Origin of the sequence: Candidatus Thiodictyon syntrophicum (assembly GCF_002813775.1) — a bacterium.
Classification (GTDB): domain Bacteria; phylum Pseudomonadota; class Gammaproteobacteria; order Chromatiales; family Chromatiaceae; genus Thiodictyon; species Thiodictyon syntrophicum.
This window is the reverse complement of the sequence record NZ_CP020370.1, coordinates 3,993,047-4,010,124: the sequence shown is the minus strand read 5'-3', so window position 1 is coordinate 4,010,124 and position 17,078 is coordinate 3,993,047. Positions and strand designations below refer to the sequence as shown.

15 protein-coding genes are annotated in these 17,078 nt (G+C 68.0%); 7 read left to right on the top strand and 8 right to left on the bottom strand.

Annotated elements, in window-relative coordinates:
• Positions 1-332: 332 nt before the first annotated feature.
• From THSYN_RS16840 to THSYN_RS16815, 6 genes are read right to left on the bottom strand one after another with little or no spacing between them, the layout of a single operon-like run.
• Positions 333-1,280 (bottom strand): glycosyltransferase, encoded by a 948-nt coding sequence (locus THSYN_RS16840; RefSeq protein WP_100920154.1) that lies wholly within the window; start codon positions 1,278-1,280, stop codon positions 333-335.
• On the bottom strand, positions 1,268-2,383 hold the full coding sequence (locus tag THSYN_RS16835; protein ID WP_100920153.1) for a glycosyltransferase: 1,116 nt from the start codon (positions 2,381-2,383) through the stop codon (positions 1,268-1,270). Before THSYN_RS16835 ends, THSYN_RS16840 begins: the two co-directional genes overlap by 13 nt.
• Positions 2,374-4,191, bottom strand: coding sequence for an asparagine synthase (glutamine-hydrolyzing) (gene asnB / locus THSYN_RS16830; protein WP_100920152.1), 1,818 nt, complete (start codon positions 4,189-4,191; stop codon positions 2,374-2,376). The genes THSYN_RS16835 and asnB overlap by 10 nt, the downstream gene beginning before the upstream one ends.
• Before the next feature lie 43 nt (positions 4,192-4,234).
• Positions 4,235-5,518 (bottom strand): phosphatase PAP2 family protein, encoded by a 1,284-nt coding sequence (locus THSYN_RS16825; RefSeq protein ID WP_100920151.1) that lies wholly within the window; start codon positions 5,516-5,518, stop codon positions 4,235-4,237.
• A 9-nt stretch (positions 5,519-5,527) separates the two neighbouring features.
• Entirely contained in the window at positions 5,528-6,274 is a 747-nt protein-coding gene (locus tag THSYN_RS16820; protein WP_100920150.1) for a LytR/AlgR family response regulator transcription factor, read from the bottom strand.
• Entirely contained in the window at positions 6,271-7,350 is a 1,080-nt protein-coding gene (locus tag THSYN_RS16815) for a sensor histidine kinase (RefSeq protein WP_100920149.1), read from the bottom strand. The genes THSYN_RS16820 and THSYN_RS16815 overlap by 4 nt, the downstream gene beginning before the upstream one ends.
• Positions 7,351-7,417: 67 nt before the next feature.
• On the opposite strand from THSYN_RS16815, the gene argH reads away from it, so the two are divergent.
• A complete protein-coding gene (argH, locus tag THSYN_RS16810) occupies positions 7,418-8,827 on the top strand; it encodes an argininosuccinate lyase (protein WP_100920148.1) in 1,410 nt (469 codons plus the stop codon).
• A 5-nt stretch (positions 8,828-8,832) separates the two neighbouring features.
• Complete coding sequence (locus tag THSYN_RS16805) at positions 8,833-9,186, top strand: nucleotide pyrophosphohydrolase (protein ID WP_100920147.1); 354 nt, start codon at positions 8,833-8,835, stop codon at positions 9,184-9,186.
• Positions 9,187-9,283: 97 nt separating this feature from the next.
• On the opposite strand, the gene THSYN_RS16800 is transcribed toward THSYN_RS16805, so the two are convergent.
• Entirely contained in the window at positions 9,284-10,204 is a 921-nt protein-coding gene (locus THSYN_RS16800; protein WP_100922468.1) for a DUF2887 domain-containing protein, read from the bottom strand.
• A gap of 640 nt (positions 10,205-10,844) precedes the next feature.
• On the opposite strand from THSYN_RS16800, the gene THSYN_RS34010 reads away from it, so the two are divergent.
• Positions 10,845-11,114, top strand: coding sequence for a hypothetical protein (locus THSYN_RS34010; protein ID WP_157817744.1), 270 nt, complete (start codon positions 10,845-10,847; stop codon positions 11,112-11,114).
• A gap of 241 nt (positions 11,115-11,355) precedes the next feature.
• Here THSYN_RS34010 and THSYN_RS16790 read toward each other — a convergent pair whose 3' ends face one another.
• Positions 11,356-13,032 carry a DUF6399 domain-containing protein gene (locus tag THSYN_RS16790; RefSeq protein WP_100918590.1) on the bottom strand — a complete coding sequence of 559 codons (1,677 nt, stop codon included), beginning with the start codon at positions 13,030-13,032 and terminating at the stop codon, positions 11,356-11,358.
• A 468-nt stretch (positions 13,033-13,500) separates the two neighbouring features.
• Between THSYN_RS16790 and THSYN_RS16785 the strand changes: the two genes are divergently transcribed.
• The 4 genes from THSYN_RS16785 to THSYN_RS16770 all read left to right on the top strand — a co-directional run bounded on the left by THSYN_RS16785 (position 13,501) and on the right by THSYN_RS16770 (position 16,952).
• The gene (locus THSYN_RS16785) at positions 13,501-13,773 is read left to right on the top strand and encodes a DUF4258 domain-containing protein (RefSeq protein WP_100920145.1); all 273 of its coding nucleotides are present in this window, start codon (positions 13,501-13,503) and stop codon (positions 13,771-13,773) included.
• Positions 13,774-13,843: 70 nt separating this feature from the next.
• A complete protein-coding gene (locus tag THSYN_RS37335) occupies positions 13,844-14,020 on the top strand; it encodes a YgiT-type zinc finger protein (protein ID WP_236848588.1) in 177 nt (58 codons plus the stop codon).
• Between the two features lie 1,272 nt (positions 14,021-15,292).
• On the top strand, positions 15,293-16,798 hold the full coding sequence (gene istA / locus THSYN_RS16775) for an IS21 family transposase (RefSeq protein WP_100920143.1): 1,506 nt from the start codon (positions 15,293-15,295) through the stop codon (positions 16,796-16,798).
• Positions 16,782-16,952: a hypothetical protein gene (locus THSYN_RS16770; RefSeq protein WP_216644560.1), complete on the top strand. Its 171-nt coding sequence runs from the start codon at positions 16,782-16,784 to the stop codon at positions 16,950-16,952. Before istA ends, THSYN_RS16770 begins: the two co-directional genes overlap by 17 nt.
• Positions 16,953-17,078 lie beyond the last annotated feature (126 nt).

Below are 17,078 nucleotides of genomic sequence, written 5' to 3'. Positions count from 1 at the left end.
AAAGCTGCACGTCCGGGTCTGTGGCACGGGCTCCGGGCAACCGGAGTCCCTACGCCGGAGGCTTACGCAATCTCGCGCATCGGCCTGACCTGCGCTCTTGGTAGAGAACGCCTTGCGCCCATCAATAATGGCCCAGCCTACTGGATAGCTTTCGCGATATGAATTAGGTCGCTTTACCTTGACAGCACGATTCCAAGCGACCTTTTCGACGAAAGAGAAAGCATCAAGACCTGGCAGAGATCTCTGGGCTTGGTCACATTTGCGGCCACGCAACGTCGTAGGGTAAACAAGCGTAGCGGGGCATCCCGAGGATCGCGTTTACTCGTGTTCACTCAGGGATGAATCCCTTCTCCCGTCCCCGGGCGCGGGCGCCGCGTCGGCAGCAGGGCGCGGGCCCAGCGCGACCAGGCGCGCGGGGTCCAAGGGCGCAAACGCAGCGCGCGGGCGTGCCAGGCCAGGGCCTCGGCACGGCGACCGGCGCGGGCGTACAGCAGGCCAAGCTCGGAACAGCGCGCGGCGAGCTTGCGGCGCGCGGCGGGCAGGTAGGTGCGCAGGCGCTTGTCGGTGGACCAGCGCGGGTGCGCGCCGATCCGCGCCAGGGCCGCCTCCTGGACCGCGATCCCCTCGGCGTGCAGGGCGAGGCGCCCGTGGGAGAGGTTGCCGCCGTGCCAGCAATAGTCGATCAGGACCTCCGGGACCGCGGCGATGGGGGTCTCGGCGGCGACCCGCAGCCACAGGTCCCAGTCCCCGGCCAGGTGATAGGCGGGGTCGAAGGTGCCGACCTGCTCCAGCACGCGGCGACGCAGGAGCACGCTGGAGGCGGCCATGATGTTGACCCGCAGCAGCCGCCCCAGGGCCTCGGTCTGGTCCAGCGGGACCTGCAAGGGGTTGTGTCGCTCCGGGATCTCGCGCCCGGCCGGGGTCACGCCGCGGGTGTCGGTGTAGCACAGGCCGAGCGCCGGGTCAGCGTCCATCCGGGCCAGTTGGCGCTCGATCTTCTCCGGCCACCAGGCGTCGTCCTGGTCCAGCAGGCCGACGAATTCGCTGTCGCTCGCTGCGATGGCGGCATTGCGCGTCGCCTGGGTGTTGCCGTGCCGCACCTGGATCAGGCGCACCGGTGGGCCGAAGCCCGCGACGATGGCGGCGGTGTCGTCGCTGCTGCCGTCGTCCGCAACCAAGACCTCGAGGTCGGGGTAGGATTGGGCCAGGACGCTGCGGATGGCGTGCCCGATGAAGGCCGCGCCGTTGTGGGCTGGGATGATGGCGGTTACTCGGGGCATGGCGGTAGTCCCATCGCGTTCAGGTAGGCGTCGGTGCTGGCCTCGATCCCATAGGGGCGGGCGGCCTCGCGCAGGCGGGCGGCGGGCAGGGGGTGATCCAGGGTCGCGGTCAGGGCCGCGGCCAGGGCGGCATCGTCGTCCACCGGGACCAGGGGGCCGTAACGCCCGTCGGCCAGGACCTCCCGGGGGCCGCTCGGGCAGTCGGTGGAGACCACCGGGGTGCCGACCGCCAGGGCCTCGATCAGCACGAAGCCGAGCCCCTCCCAGCGGGACGTGAAGGCGAAGAGGTCCGCGTGGGCCATGTAGGCGTAGGGCTCGGTGCAATAGCCCGGCAGGGCGAAATCGGCCGCCACCCCCAGTTCCGCGGCCAGGGCGAGCAGGGCCTCGCGCGCCCCGCCCCGGCCCAGGATCATGAGTCGGCAGGGGCGCTGCGCACGCACCCGGGCGAAGGCGCGCAGCAGGGTGTCGAAGCCCTTGCGATGACAGAGTTCACCGACACTCAGGATCAGGGGTGCCGCCGGGTCGCCGAGCCAGGGGTGGTCCGGGCGGGGCGGCTTTGTCGTGAACAATGCCTCCGGTATCACCGGTGAGGGCGCCACCCGAATCAAGCCGCGGGCAAGTCCCGTATAGGCGGCCATGTCATCGGCGACGCCGCTGCTGGTGACGATGACCTGATCGGCGAAGGGATAGAGTCGGCCCATGGAGTTGCGTTGCACCCAGCGCTCCAGGGGGCCGCGGGTCGCCAGATCGATGGAGATCGTCGTGCCGGAACTGAAGACCAGGCGGGTCGGGACCCGCGCCAGGGTCCGGGCGAAGAGCGCGGTGCGGTTGACCCGGTCCTTGTCGGAGAGCAGCACGGCCGGGCGTGCGCGGCGCAGATACGCAGCCACCATCGGCAGACAGGCATAGGTATGGCGTGAGCCGAGATCAATGACTCGCACCCCCGGCGGGATTTCCGGCAGGTCAGGTCCGTGCCGACGGACCTTGAGGAGATCCACCGCATAGCCCCGGCGCGCCAGGGCCGGGATCAGGTGTCCCGCCGCCCGGTCGACACCACTGTGACCGGAGGTGGAGAAGAAACAGGCGATGCGGTTTAGACCCATTCCAGCGGGTCCTCATCCGGCGCCGGTATCAGCCCCGGCTCTTCGATGAAGATCCGGTGCCAGATGGCGAACTGCATGAGTCCGAACAGTTCCCGCTCGCCGCCGCGGCCAGCCTGGCGCGCCGCGACCAGGGCGGGCAGCGCGGCCGGTTTGAACCACTCGCGGATGCCTCGGTTGGCGGCCAGCCGCTCGCCCAGGCGCCCCACCAGGTCGCCGGTCAGCCAGTCACCCACCGGCACGTGGAAGCCGCGCTTGGGGCGCTCCAGGTGCCCGGGGGGCAGCAGCGGTTCGGCCCAGTGCCGCAGCAGCCACTTGCCGCGGTGGCCACGGACCTTAAGCTGGTCCGGCAGGGAGAGGCCGAACTCGACGACGCGGTGGTCGAGGAAGGGCACCCGCCCCTCGACGCCGAAGGCCATGAGCATCCGGTCGGTCTTGACCAGCAGGTTGTCCGGCAGGGCGGTCACGAGATCGGTGTACTGGCGCCGCTGCATCGCCGACCAGGCGGCGGGGGTCGCGGCCCAGGCGGCGAGGAAGGGGGCGCGGTCCAGCCCGGGGGCGGCGCCCAGCCGCGGGCCGAAGAGCCGTTGTGACCAGTGGCGCGACCACTGGCCGCGGGTGCGAAAGCCCCCGCTGCCGGGGTGGCGCAGGGTCTTGAACCAGCGTTCCAGGGGGCGCGGGTGGTAGCGGCGGTAGCCGGCGAAGGCCTCGTCGCCGCCCTCCCCGGAGAAGACCACCTTGAGTTCATCCCCGGCCGCCTGGGCGAGGATGGAGGTGGGCAGGCTCGCATAGTCGCGCATCAGCTCATCCGCCGCCCACACCGTGTGGGGGATGCGGGCGAAGACCTGGTCCAGGGTCAGTTCCAGCGGCTGGTGGTCGAAGCCGAAGTGGGCCGCGACCCGCGCCGCCTCGTCCAGTTCATCGGCCATGGTGGTCCCACGGTAGCCGACGGAAAAGGAACGGATGCGCCCAGCCCCGTGGGCGTGGAGCTGCGCGGCGAGCACCGCCGAGTCCACCCCGCCGGAGAGGAAGAGCCCGAAGGGGACCTCAGAGCGCATGTGTTCCTGCATGGCCGTGTCCATGAGCCGGTCCAACTCCTCCCGGGCCTGCGCGACCCCGATAGTCCGGGGCGCGACCGCCAGGGCCGACCAGTAGCGGTGCCGCTCGATGCTCAGGTCCGGCTGCAGGACCAGGGCCTCGCCGGGCAGTACCCGGCGGATGCCATGGAGCACCGTCTCCTCCCCCCCGGCGAACTGGTTCTGCAGGAAGCGGCGCAGGGCCCCCGGCTCGACCTCCGGCCGGCCCGGCAGGCAGGGAAGCAGGGCCTTGATCTCGGATGCGAAGGCGATCCGGTCCGGCAGCTTGACATAGAACAGGGGCTTGATGCCGAGCCGGTCGCGGGCAAGGATCAGTTGGCCGGACCGGGCGTCGTGCAGGGCGAAGGCATACATGCCGCGCAGCCGGGTGAGGCAGCCCAGGCCGTGGACCGCATAGGCGTGCAGGATGGTCTCGGAGTCGGAGTCGGTGCGCAGCACGCGGCCGGCCGCGCGCAGTTCCTCGTTCAGCTCGAGATAGTTGTAGACCTCGCCGTTGGCGGCCAGGGCGAGTTTGTCTTCCACCGCGACCATGGGCTGGTGGCCGGTGGCCAGCCCGATGATGGCGAGCCGCGTCTGGGCCAGACCGACAGTCCCGCCGCAGTAGGCGCCGCGGTCGTCCGGCCCGCGGTGGGCGAGGGCGGCGGCCATGACGCGCAGTTGCTCCGGGTCCGGGTAGCGGCCCGCGCGCATCAGGACACCGGCGATACCGCACATCGGCGTTGCTCCGTGGTTCTTGCGCGTTGCTGGTTGGGCGGCGTCACCGGGAGGCCCCCGCGGGGTCCGTGGCGGCGCTGGCGGGGGCGGGGTTCTCGTCCAGCACCAGGCCGCGGTCGGCCGTCAGCGTCAGTTGGGGTCGCCGGTTGCCCAGCGGGTAGATGCGGATGTCGCCGCTGCCGGTGACCAGTTCGATCCGCTCCCAGGCGGTTGGGTCGATGCCGACGGTGACCGTGCTGTCGCGCTCGGTAAAGACGCCGGTGTGCGTCACCGTATAGGTCACCGAAGAGGTCAGGGCGTCGTCCGCTCGCTCCAGACGGCCCTGCACCCGGCTGCCGGGCAGGCCGAAGCCGCGCCCCTTCAGCCGGATGGAGGCCGCCTCGCCCGCGGCGACCGCCGGGGTGCCCAGTTGGAACAGGGTCAGCGTCGCCGCGTCTGCCGCCAGGCGCAGTGTGCGCGGCCCGGGCGCGGCGGGCAATGGCGCGATGGCGAGGTTGCGGGTCTCCTGCACCGGGGTGGCGAGCAGGACGGCGAACAGCAGGCCCGCCGCGGCGAGCAGGTAGGCCCCCAGGGTCAGTGTGGGGTGACGCAGGGGCCGCGGGGCCGGCGGCGGCCGTAGGGCCGTCGCGTCCTCCCAGTGGGGGATGCGCAGGACCAGCCAATAGAGCACGAAGGCCACCCCATAGGTCAGCACCGCCGACCAGATGATGTCCGAGAGGAAGTGATCCCCGGCGGTCATGCGCCCGACCCCGAGCAGGGTGCCCAGGGCGACGGAGGCGAGCGCCGCGGTCAGGGCGAGCCGCGGGCGGCGGCGCGCCCAGATGAAATAGAAGACCCCCAGGGCGAAGCCGATGGCGCTGTGGCCGCTGGGGAAGGACTTGCCCAGGCCCCCGGGGGTGCGCTTGAGCGGCGGGACATAGGGCTGGGTGCCGCCGAGCGCGACCGTCTGATGGGGCCTGGGGCGTCCCCAGTAGTCCTTGATGACCCCGTTGATGATCAGACCGGGGCCAAGCAGGGTCACGGCCAGGACAAAGATCGCGTAGCGGCGGCGGCGCCGCTGGGAGCGCCAGATCCGGGTCGCGGCGATGGTGAGCAGGCTGCCGATCAGGATCAGGCCCCCGAGCAGCGGCGAGGCCTGATAGAGGAAGGCCCAGAGGTCGCGGCTGGACTCCCACCAGGGGTCCGCGGCCTGCGGATGATAGAAGAGCGCGGCCACGCGCAGATCCAGGTCGCTGAGCCAGAAGGGCAGGGTGCCGATCAGGGCGAGCAGCGCCAGGGCCAGGAGTTGGGGGCGCCAGTCGCGGCTGGGGCTTGCGGGTGTCTGCACCGGGGATGGCTAGGGCGTGCCGGCCCGCAGCCAGCGGCGGATGTCGGCCAGGTGGCGGCGGCTGACCGGAAGGCGCTCCGGGCAGTCACGCAGCCGCACCTCGGTGCCGCCGTCGGTGCCCTTCTCCAGCGCGAAGAGGCGCGAGCGCGCCACCAGTGCATTGCGGTGGATGCGCAGGAAGAGGTCTTCGAACTCGTCCTCCAGGGCCTTCAGGGACTCGTCCACCAGGAGTTCACCGCCGGTGTGGCGGACCGTGACGTACTTGTGCTCGGCCTGGAGAAAGATGATGTCCTCGATGGGGACGGTCTGCAGCCCGCCCCGGTAGTGGGCACTGAGCGAGAGCCGCCGCCCGGGGTGCGCCTCGTCGCGGGTGGCGAGTGCGGCGCGTTGCGGGCGGGTCGGGATGCGGGCCCGCTCCAGGGCCTCCTGGAGGCGCTCGCGCCGCACCGGCTTGACCAGATAGTCCTCCACCTTGCGCTCGAAGGCGGCCAGGGCGTACTGCTCGTAGGCGGTGACCAGGATCACCGCCGGCGGCGGCTCGATGTGCGAGATCTGGCGGGCCGCATCCAGCCCGTTGAGGCCGGGCATCTGCACGTCCATCAACACCAGGTCCACGGGTGTGGAGCGGCACAGTTGCACCGCCTCGATCCCGTCGCTCGCCTCGCCGGCCAGTTCGTAATTGCCCTGGATCTCGGACAGCAGGCGGACCAACCGTTGCCGGGCCGGGGATTCATCGTCGACGACAAGAATTTTCATTGCTGTTTCCAGGGGTAAGGGAACACCAGCCGGACCTGATAATCGCCCTCGATCCGCGAGATGATCACCCGCGCAGCGCCGTCGAACAGGCCCGCCATGCGTTGCTTTACGTTGTCGAGCGCCATGTGGTTGCCGTTGGTGTGGCGCTCGCCCGGCTCGCTGTCCGCGGGCAGGGTGTTGCGCACGCTCAAGTTCACCTGCGCCCGACGGTAACGCCCACTGATGCGGATCAGCCCGGGACGACGCGACGGCGCAATACCATGATAGACCGCGTTCTCGACCAGCGGTTGCAGGATCAACGGGGGCAGCATAGCATCGCCCGGCAGATCCTCGACATCCCAGAGGACCTGCAGGCGCTCGCCGAGCCGCTGTTTCTCGATATTCAGGTAGCGGTAGGCCAATTCCAACTCCTTGGACAGGGTCGAGGTCTCGTCCGGGTTCGCCAGGGTGGCGCGAAACAGATCCGCCAAGTCCTGCACCACCTCCTCGGCCACCCGCGGGTTGGTCTGGGTCAGGTTGGCGATGGTGTTCATGCTGTTGAACAGGAAATGGGGCCGAATCCGGGCCTGGAGCTTCTGGAAGCGGGCCTCCGCCTCGGCCTCCACCTGCAGTCGCCACATGTGGTGCAGATACAGATAGCGCAGCAGCATGCCCCCCAGGATGGCGCCGATCCCCAGGCTGCGGACCAGAATCCCGGGGAGTCCATCGCCCGGGAAGAGCTGGGCGTGGATCGGGTCCGGCGTCGCGCTGTAGGCCCCCCAGGTCACCAGTCCGGTGGTGGCGAGCAGCAGCAGCCAGGCGAGCAGCGCGGCCGCCCGATCGCCGACCCGCAGCAACGCCGGGCGCATGGCACAGAGCACGGCGCTCGCCGTGAGCGAGATGGTCAGGACGAACAAGGCCATGGGACCCAGATGCTCCCAGAACTCGGCGAGCGGGCGGCGCGACGCCAGGGTGAGGCTGATCCCCAGCAACTGGGCGGTCAGCACGACGCCCAGGACCATGGGCACGCGGCAGAAATTCGGCAGGAAGGCCTTGCGGCGCGGGGTCGGCTCCGGAACGTCCAGGAGATGTTGCATTGGTTCAGGTCCAACCCCGCTGGGGGCGCATGTAGAATGACCACTTTGTCACCGGTCGGACCTCATGATGCACCAGCCTAGTCAAACCACGTTCGCCGTCGTCGGCAAACCCTGGGCCGGGCGCTTCAGCGCCCCGACGGACGCCTTCGTCGAGGCCTTCACCGCCTCGGTGGACTTCGACCGTCGACTTTACCGCTATGATATCCAGGGTTCCATCGCCCATGCGACGATGCTCGCCCGCCAGGGTATCCTGAGTCAGGCCGAGGGCGAGCAGATCTGCGCCGGTCTCATGGCGGTGCGCGCCCGCATCGAGGCCGGCGACTTCGTCTGGTCCATCCCGCTCGAAGACGTCCACATGAACGTCGAGACCGCGCTGACCGAGGCGATCGGGGAGGCCGGCAAGCGCCTGCATACCGGGCGCTCGCGCAACGACCAGGTGGCCACCGATGTGCGGCTGTGGCTGCGCGAGGAGATCGACACCATCCGCGATGCGATCACCCGCTTCCAGGACGCCCTGCTGGACCTCGCCGAACGGGAGGCCGACACCGTGATGCCCGGTTTCACCCACCTCCAGGTCGCGCAGCCGATCACCTTCGGCCACCACATGATGGCCTGGTTCGAGATGCTGGAGCGCGACCGGGCCCGCCTGGCCGATTGCCGCGGCCGCGTCAACGTGATGCCGCTCGGGGCCGCCGCCCTGGCCGGGACCACCTACCCCATCGACCGCGCCTTCACCGCCGACCTCCTGGGCTTCGCGCGCCCCGCGGAGAATTCCCTGGACGCGGTTTCCGATCGGGACTTCGCCATCGAGTTTACCGCCGCCGCGGCGATCCTGATGATGCACCTGTCACGCTTCTCCGAGGAGTTGATCCTGTGGTCATCGGCCCAGTTCGGCTTCGTGGAACTGTCCGACAGCTTCTGTACCGGGTCCTCCATCATGCCGCAAAAGAAGAACCCGGACGTGCCGGAACTGGTGCGCGGCAAGAGCGGGCGGATCTTCGGCCACCTGATGGGCCTCCTGACGCTCATGAAGGGCCAGCCGCTCGCCTACAACAAGGACAATCAGGAGGACAAGGAGCCACTCTTCGACACCGTGGATAACGTCAAGGGCTGCCTCAAGGTCTATGCCGACATGATGGTGCATGTGACCTGCCGCCGCGAGCGGATGCGTGCCGCCGCCGCCCAGGGGTTCAGCACCGCTACGGACCTGGCGGACTATCTGGTGCGCAAGGGGATCGCCTTCCGCGACGCCCACGAGATCGTCGGCCAGGCGGTGGCCCTGGGGGTCCGGGAGGGGCGTGACCTCGCGCAACTGAGCATCGAGGAACTGCGCGGGTTCTCCGAGCGCATCGAGCCCGACGTCTACACCGTCCTCACCCTGGACGGTTCGGTGGCCGCCCGTGACCACCTGGGGGGCACGGCCCCGGCCCAGGTGCGCGCCGCCATCGCCCGGGCACGGGCGCGGTCGGCCGCCTGACCGCCATGGACAGCCTGGACGACCTCAACACCCGCCTCATCCGCTTCGCCCGCGAGCGCGACTGGGAGCAGTTCCACTCGCCCAAGAACCTGTCCATGGCCCTGGCCGGGGAGGTCGGCGAACTGCTGGAGCACTTCCAGTGGCTCACCGAGGCCCAGAGCCGGGACCTGACCCCGGAGAAGAAAGAGCAGGTGGCCCTGGAGTTGGCGGACTGCCTGATCTATCTCATCCGGCTCGCCGAGCGCTTGGGCGTGGACCCGATCGCCGCCGCCTATCGCAAGATCGCCATCAATGAGGGGCGTTACCCGGTTGAGCGGGTGCGGGGCGATGCCCGGCGGGCGGGGGAGTATGGGGACTGAGGGCCGTGATGGTTGAGGATGGGCATCGCTCTCGAGATTGGGCAAGTATTCGGATCGTGCCCGGTGCCTGGCGTAGACTGTCAGCGACCCACAAGGCTCAGGGCCGACCCAGCCAGTCCCGCAGGTCCGACTGGCTGTCGAGATCGAAGATGGCCTCGGACAGGGCTTCGAGGCGCGCAAGCGGCAGTGCATCGAGGCGGACCTCGAGTTCCGGTGGCAGCGGACCGAAGCGATGCCTGGCTTGGCGCAGCAGCAAGGCGGCGGCTTCCTCCTGTCGGCCCTCCTGCCGACCCTCCTCGCGGCCCTTCTCGCGGCCCTCCTCTCGGCCCTCCTCGAGCCCTTTCCCGTGGCCGATAGCCACCAGCTCCTTGTAGGCACGGGTCTGCTCGAACGGTGTCTGGATACCGAACATGGTCAATATCTCCCGATAGCTCATGTGGCTGAAGCGGACCGTCAGCCAGGAAAAAAAGACGTCGGTCAGACGCTCGCGCACGGGCTGCGGCAGCGCCGCCGTCGCGATCCGCTCGAGGGCTTGCGGTCCCTCCCGGCGCAGCCGCTCCCGATCGGCGACCCGATAGGGCAGAAACACCGCCAGCAGCGGGTGCCCGGGCTCGCGCCGCTCCAGGTCCGCAAGGATCGGTTTCAGGTAGACCACGCGCAACGGCGGGTCCGGCTGCTGGGAAGCACCGTACCAGGGCTCGGTCCGGGGATCGAGCGCCGGGGTGGCGAACATGATCAGCCCGCGCTCGACGCGCCCCAGATGGCGCTCACCGACCAACCCCAACTCCACTACCAGACGGTGGTAGATGCCGGGATCAGCCTGCGCCTGAAACTCGATCACCCACATCGGTTCCCCGGGCGCCTCCGGCAGCAGGACCCCGTCGGTGCGCCGGTCGAGCCCTTTGACCTCCAGGGCCTCGAAATGATAGGGCCCGCGCACCCGGATGCCGTCGGTGAGGATCGCCAGGGTCTCGGCGTCGGCACCGAGCAGGGTATAGATCTCGCGGTCGGTTTTCATGGGCGACTCCGAGTGGCGGTCGATTGCCGGCGCCTGGCGGTCCGGCGTTGCACGGCGCGCGAGCGCAGTATAGCGGTCGGTGGCCACCGACGTCGGCACCTGACAGGGCTCGGGCCAGGCCTGCGGTGCCGGTCGGGTTACCGTGCAAGTCGCGCAGCGACGCTGTGGGAGCGGCTTTAGCCGCGACGACGCGTCGCAACCTCATCCGGCCCGCCGAGCGCTTGGGCATAGACCCCATCGCCGCCGCCTACCGCAAGATCGCCATCCATGAGGGGCGTTACCCGGTCGAGCGGGTGCGGGGCGATGCGCGGCGGGCCGGGGAGTCGGGGAGTATTGGGACTGCGGGCCGTGATGGTTGAGGATGGGCATCGCTCTCGCTCTGCCCATTCTACGGGACTGACCGAGATCAACCAATCGTCCTTGACAAACCGAGGTTTGTTGACCAAGCTCATCTTGCACGTCTGGCGGTTGCATCCGGACCGATCCGCCAACGCGCTGTCCCTTTGGCAGCGGGGACAGACGCCCGCGATGGGCGACCCGCAGCGTTAGCATGTTTGCGTACTGGATTGCGTGCAATCGAATGCGCAGGCATCCTGATGCACTCTGGAACGTCTGAGGTAACTTACAGTGGAGATTTACAATGAATAGGTATTGGCTACTGATCTGCATGTCTCTCTCGATCGTTTTTTCCGGCTCGGCTTTGGGAGCCGGCAGTTCCACCGGCGTGGTCAGTGAATACTCCCTTGGCAGAAGCGATATTTTCGTTTTTTCGATTGCCGGCACCAAGAAGACACCGCCCGCGTGTGACGGCGCCAAGCGATATGCTATCCTGCTTTCAAACGACGGAGGCCGGGCTGTTAAGGATGGAATCATCGCTGCAAATAAATGCCAACCTTTCTGTTCACGCTGAAGGAATGGGAACTTGCACTGTTTCTTACGGAAATGAGGACTTAAATTGGTTTTCTGTATCTGGAACCCCTCCTTTCGCATCAACGGCAACGAGCGCCGTGTGTATTACTGGTGGACCCAACGTGTCACCGTGCACCTGTGCGAAAACAACAGTAGTTGGTCCAATCCTTGGTCCAATCAATGGGTTTTGTCATGTGTCATCTACTACCGGTTGGCCTTGATCATCGTTCCGGCCACCCCCGTTACGCCGCTACCGGCAGGAGCGCGGGCGGCTTGGGCGGGCGCGGTCGTCGGCGCGCTGGCGGCGGGGGCAACGGCATGCGCTGGAGCACCTGCGCGAACAGCGTTTCGTGGGCCCGGCCGAAGAAGCGCTCAGCGGCAGTGGTCCCGTCGGGGCGACGGAGGTGGAAGTTATGTACGGCGGTCAGTGCCTCGAGCTTGCGGTCGCTCAGGCGATGTCGGCCATGGTGATGTAGGGACAGTTGGCCGTTGCGCCCCTCCACGCTGGAACTGCTGCGCTGGAACAGGTCGGCGCAGTCACCGGCCACCTGTTCGAGGCGCGCGCGCTCGGCCTCTGGGAGGGCCTGGAGCGGATGATCGCGTTGGCGCAGCGGTTCGAGCAACTGCCGGCTCAGGGCGTGCAGACGGTGGCGCGGTTCAGCGAGCGTGCTGCGATTGGCGACGCGCTCGAGGTAGAGCGCCGGAATCAGCTGCGTGAGCAACGCCAGTTCCACGGCGGGCGGCAGATTCAGCGCCTCGACCTTGGCCTGCACGGTCGCAAAGAAAAAGGTAATGGTGGCAAGGAACTGAATCGTCAGGCGCTGCGCCTTGGCCAGGCGCTCACGGGCGCGCGTTGGCAGATCGGCCGCGTCGGCCAGCTGTTGCAGCCGCGTCCACACGTCGGCAAAGCGTTGCGCGATGCGCGCCACGGGCTGCGCCTGTCCCTGCTCCAACTCATAGGGGTGATAGAGGGTCCCCAACTCACGCACCAGTTCACGGGCCTCGGCCTGACGCGCTTGCGCCTGTACCTGATCGGCTTCGGCCTGCACCACGACCGCCAGGGCGGCTTCAATGCGGGGCGCGAACGCCGGTGGGCGCCCGCGCGGACGCGGGGATTGGGCGTCATAGGCCTGCGCGGTCGCCCGCTCAGCGTCCAGCGACGTCTGGGCGGCCGCGACGCTGGCGCCCGCCTGTTTCACGTGGCGGACCAAGTGTAGGCTGGTGCCCTTGGACACCTCCTGTTGCACATGAAACAGGTCCGGGGAATGATGGGCCGCACAATCCGTCTGGATATGGCGGCGCAACGCTGTGGCCTCGTCGCTGGTGCCCTGGATCACGGTCACGTTCAAGCCGTCCAGACCCGCGCGCAACGCCTGCGTCCAGGTGGCCGCCGTGCGATCGGCGGCGTACTGTTCGCGCAGCAGAAAGTTCGACACCGGCTCCAACATGACCAACAAAATCTGCGGATGAAAGGTCTCATCCTCGCACGCCGTGATCGCGCGGTGCGGCATGCCCACCGCCAACGCCGCCCGTTGCTCACGCGCCACGGCGACCACCATCTCCTCCAAGGCCGCATTGAGGGCCTGGTGGGTGCCATAGCTCGCGCCGACGAACGCCGACAACCCACTCAACTTCAAGAATTCACACACCATCCGCACCCCGGCACCGCCGTGCAGCGTGATGACGAAGTGCGCCGCCACCACCACTTGGTGCAGCCACTGCACGCCCTCAGGGGTCGCCACGAAGGCTGCCAACACCGCCGGGGCCGCGCCGACCGGGGTCGGCTTGCACCAGTCCTGCAAGGTGCTGCGCGCCACGCCCAGTTCGGCGGCGACGTGGCGTTGCGGCTGCCCCGTCGCCAAGCGGGCCACGGCCGCCCCGCGCTGTTCGGCTCGCTCCAGGCGCGAGCGGTGCTTCACGACCCACCGCCGGCCGACCGCCGGACCACGCCCGATGGCGTCGACCCGATGTCTGCGCTAAAGTCGATCCCGGCAGGACCTTCGAACATCGTGCTTCTCCCTCGGTTTGTTTGCACTTCCAAGGGTACACAATTTCGCGGGTCCTGCCGCTCTCCAGTGGGGGTTAACCAAGCCCTACGCTAGGTCTTGGCCGGATTTATGATCAAGGCCTACCGGTTCATGTTCCGGCAGTTCGGGACTTGTGAATGGCCGAGATTATGGAGGAAGTTGCTGCGTTTGCGGTAACTGAGCAGCCCGCGTCGGGGAAACCCGATAGTGGTTCCGCCATTTCGGCCTCGCATGATGGTGCGAGGCATTATGGCGGACCGCCCTGCGGGCATCCGCCGTACGCTGGGGGTACACAATGGGTCGCGGAACCGGAGGCGCAGGTGAAGAATTCCGCCTGGCAGCGCGAGCCCACGGCAACCAATGAATACGCTGCACCAAATCCGACAACGCATATCGTCCCGCGATTACTTTTTGTCCTCGCACGCCGAAGAAGAGATGCTTGACGATGACTTGGAGCGAAAAGATGTCGAGTATGCGATTCTCAACGGGCGAATCGAAAGCAAGCTGACACACGACTCGCGAGGTATCCGCTACCGCATCGAAGGTCCCGCGCGCGATGGAAGGTCGATCCAGGTGCTCTGTCGGTTCCGCGATGGCGATCGTCTCATTATCATTACCGTCTATGCCCTGTGAGGTGCGCGTTATGCAATGCGAATTTTGTGATGGGCAAACGAAACTGAAGGCTGTGAAACGGCAGCATTGGTTGAACGGCAAGCTCTACATCGTCGAGAATGTCGAAGCAGAGGTATGCACCGCGTGCGGGGAAAGGTATTTTCATGCCAAGACGTTGGATGCGATCGACGAACTGCTGTTAAAGCAACATGTTGTTGAGAAAACGCTCGACGTAGAGGTTGTTCGGTTTCACCGCGAGGCAGCCTAAGAATAGAGCGGACCCACTCCGGCCGGGACCCGGTGAAAGCGGCTTTATTGTAGTCAGGGACAACCTACGAATAGATCGAAAGACTCCGGCTGAGGTCTCTCGCGATTGTCCCCGCGGGCCTTGATCATCAGCCCGGCCGGCGGCGATCGGTCCGCACAGCGGACCCTACGGTAAGCCTGCGCTTCGTAGGGTCCGCTGTGCGGACCAACGGCCTCGCGGTGGGCCCGGTGGCCGGAATGATGACCAAGGCCTCCCCGCGGTTTCCCGCACCTGAAAGGACGTCACATCTGGAGCCCGGCCGCTATGTGTCGATGGCTGCGAAAACCTGCGGATAGCTGGCGGATAGCGCGGGCAGTCGCCAACGAGGGTGGTGAAGACCGGTCGGGTCGCTGGGGGACGTTGGGGGGGCTGGTAGTCAGGGGGAAAGGCCGGGTGTCGGGTCCTGCAGCGGCATGGCTGCGGCGCTGCGCCGGGTCCCGTCCCCGGCGGAGCGTAGCGCAGCCGGGGACGGGACCCGGCGCAGCGCCGAGGCGGCCCACGCGCCTGGTAGCCGTCGGGCACGGCGCGCAAGTGCCAACGGCAACCCGCGCTGGCGGGTGACCCGTGAGGGCGGTGACAAGGGCCGCGCCATGGTCTACAGGATCAGTGCCGTTGAGACAGGTACGGCACTGGTCGCGACCGCCACAGTCTTCCCCAGTGCCGTACCCCGGAGCGTGCCTCGCACGTACCGTGGGTAAGTATCGCCCGCTGGTGGGCGGTGATCCAGGGCTCATCGGCAGGAGTTGCCGATGCACGATACTGCCCGTCTGTTCAACTGCGCCCGCTGCGGTCGTCAGGTGGCGATCTGTCGCCACTGCGACCGCGGCCATCGCTATTGCGGCCCCGACTGCGCCCAGGCCGCACGGCGGGCCGCGGGTCGCGCGGCCGGGGCGCGCTATCAACACAGCCGTCCAGGTCGCATGAACCACGCCCGCCGCCAGCGTCGCTACCGGACCCGGCGGCGGAAAGTGACGCATCAGGGTTCACTCGCCCCGCCCCCCGGTGTTTCACTGCCCGCCGAGTCGCGTGCCGCGGCACCGCCCCCGACCGAGCCTGCTCCCGCGCCTGCCCCTGAGGGTCTACGCTGCCATTTCTGCGGGCGCTGCTGTTCGGAGTTTGTCCGTCTGGGGTTCTTGCGCCAACGCTGCGATGGGCCAGTGATGCCACGGCCACCCCGCGCGCGGGCGCAGAGCCCTTGAGCGTCGCCGGGGTGGCCCGGACGGGGAGTCGACGGTGACCATCTCGACAGAATTCGAAGCGAAAATCCTGCGCTACTTCCATGTGGAGAAGTGGCCGGTGGGTACCATTGCCCGGCACTTGGGCCTGCACCATGGCACCGTGGATTGGGTGCTGTCCCAGGCCGGTTTGCCGAAGTTGGAGCGGCCTCATCGGGCCGCCATGCTCGATCCGTTTCTGCCCTTCGTGCGGGCGACCTTGGAGCAGTACCCGCGCCTGTGCGCCAGCCGGCTCTACGCCATGGTGCGCGAGCGCGGGTACCCAGGCGGTGCCGACCACTTTCGTCACCTGATGCAGCATTACCGGCCACGGGCGCAACCCGAAGCCTATCTGCGCCTGAAGACCCTGCCGGGGGAGCAGGCGCAAGTCGATTGGGGTCACTTCGGGACCCTCACCATCGGCCGGGCCACGCGCCCCCTGATGGCCTTCGTCATGGTGCTGAGTTGGTCGCGCCAGATCCTGCTGCGCTTCTTTCCCGATGCCCGCATGGCCAGTTTTCTGCGCGGCCATGAGGCGGCCTTCCAGTCCTGGGGCGGGCTGCCGCGGGTGCTGCTCTATGACAATCTGAAAAGCGCCGTGCTCGAACGCCAGGGCGACGCCATTCGTTTTCATCCCACCTTGCTGGCCTTGGCCGCCCACTATCGCTTTGAGCCGCGCCCGGTGGCGGTCGCGCGCGGGAACGAGAAAGGGCGCGTGGAGCGGGCCATTCGCTATGTACGCGAAGGCTTCTTTGCCGCCCGCACCTGGCGCGACCTGGATGATCTGAACGCCCAGGCCGACGCCTGGTGCGCCGGTCAGGCGGCGGATCGCCCCTGTCCTGAGGAGCGCACCCTGACGGTGCGCCAGGCCTTTGCCCAGGAACAACCGCGCCTGCTGGCACTGCCCGACAACCCGTTCCCGACCGACGAGCGCCTGGAAGCCAAGGTCGGTAAGACTCCCTATGTGCGTTTCGACCTGAACGATTACTCGCTGCCGTCGACCCATGTCCAACGCCTGGTCACGGTGGTGGCCAGCCCCCAGCAGGTGCGGGTGCTCGATGGCGCCGCGGTCATTGCCTGCCATCCGCGCAGTTACGATCAGGGCGCGCAAATCGAGGACCCGGCCCATCTGGCGGAACTGGTAGCGCGCAAACGCGCGGCGCGCCACCACCGCGGTCAGGATCGCCTGGCCCAGGCCGCGCCTAACAGCCGTGACCTGCTGCTGGCCGCCGCCGCGCGCGGGGAGAACCTGGGCTCCCTCACGGCCGCCCTGCTGCGGCTGCTCGACACGTATGGGAGCAGTGAGCTGCAGGCGGCGATCACCGAGGCGCTGCAGCGCGGGGTGCCCCATCCCAACGCGGTCCGCTTGAGTCTGGAGCGGCGGCGCGAACAGCGTGACCAGCCGCCACCCGTGCCCCTGAGCCTGCCCGATGACCCCCGGGTACGCGATCAGGCCGTCCGTCCCCATGCCCTGGCCGACTACGACCAACTCAGCCCGGAGCCCCACGATGACGACCACGCCTGAGGCCCTGATGGCGCGCGCCAAGGCGCTGAAGCTCCATGGGCTGCTGGCCCATTGGGAGGACGTCGCGTCGGCGGATTGGGTCGCGCCGCTGATCACCTGGGAAGAGGATGAGCGCGCCCGCCGCGGCCTGGAGCGACGCCTGGGCAATGCCTAGGGTGTTCAATCTGACCTAAAAAGGCGCCGAAAAGTCGATGCAAGAAGCGTGTTGCCTGGAAGGCCCGGCGGTCGGTTCTGTGCTTGGGGGAGTACGATGACGCGTGCGACACTTTCTCATGCCAAG

What these genes read in the sequence shown, in the direction of transcription:
- THSYN_RS16840 (WP_100920154.1), bottom strand. Translation starts at nt 1,280, where the DNA reads ATGCCCCGAGTAACCGCCATCATCCCAGCCCACAACGGCGCGGCCTTC.
- THSYN_RS16835 (WP_100920153.1), bottom strand. Translation starts at nt 2,383, where the DNA reads ATGGGTCTAAACCGCATCGCCTGTTTCTTCTCCACCTCCGGTCACAGT.
- asnB (WP_100920152.1), bottom strand. Translation starts at nt 4,191, where the DNA reads ATGTGCGGTATCGCCGGTGTCCTGATGCGCGCGGGCCGCTACCCGGAC.
- THSYN_RS16820 (WP_100920150.1), bottom strand. Translation starts at nt 6,274, where the DNA reads ATGAAAATTCTTGTCGTCGACGATGAATCCCCGGCCCGGCAACGGTTG.
- THSYN_RS16815 (WP_100920149.1), bottom strand. Translation starts at nt 7,350, where the DNA reads ATGCAACATCTCCTGGACGTTCCGGAGCCGACCCCGCGCCGCAAGGCC.
- argH (WP_100920148.1), top strand. Translation starts at nt 7,418, where the DNA reads ATGCACCAGCCTAGTCAAACCACGTTCGCCGTCGTCGGCAAACCCTGG.
- THSYN_RS16805 (WP_100920147.1), top strand. Translation starts at nt 8,833, where the DNA reads ATGGACAGCCTGGACGACCTCAACACCCGCCTCATCCGCTTCGCCCGC.
- THSYN_RS16800 (WP_100922468.1), bottom strand. Translation starts at nt 10,204, where the DNA reads ATGAAAACCGACCGCGAGATCTATACCCTGCTCGGTGCCGACGCCGAG.
- THSYN_RS34010 (WP_157817744.1), top strand. Translation starts at nt 10,845, where the DNA reads ATGAATAGGTATTGGCTACTGATCTGCATGTCTCTCTCGATCGTTTTT.
- THSYN_RS16785 (WP_100920145.1), top strand. Translation starts at nt 13,501, where the DNA reads ATGAATACGCTGCACCAAATCCGACAACGCATATCGTCCCGCGATTAC.
- THSYN_RS16770 (WP_216644560.1), top strand. Translation starts at nt 16,782, where the DNA reads ATGACGACCACGCCTGAGGCCCTGATGGCGCGCGCCAAGGCGCTGAAG.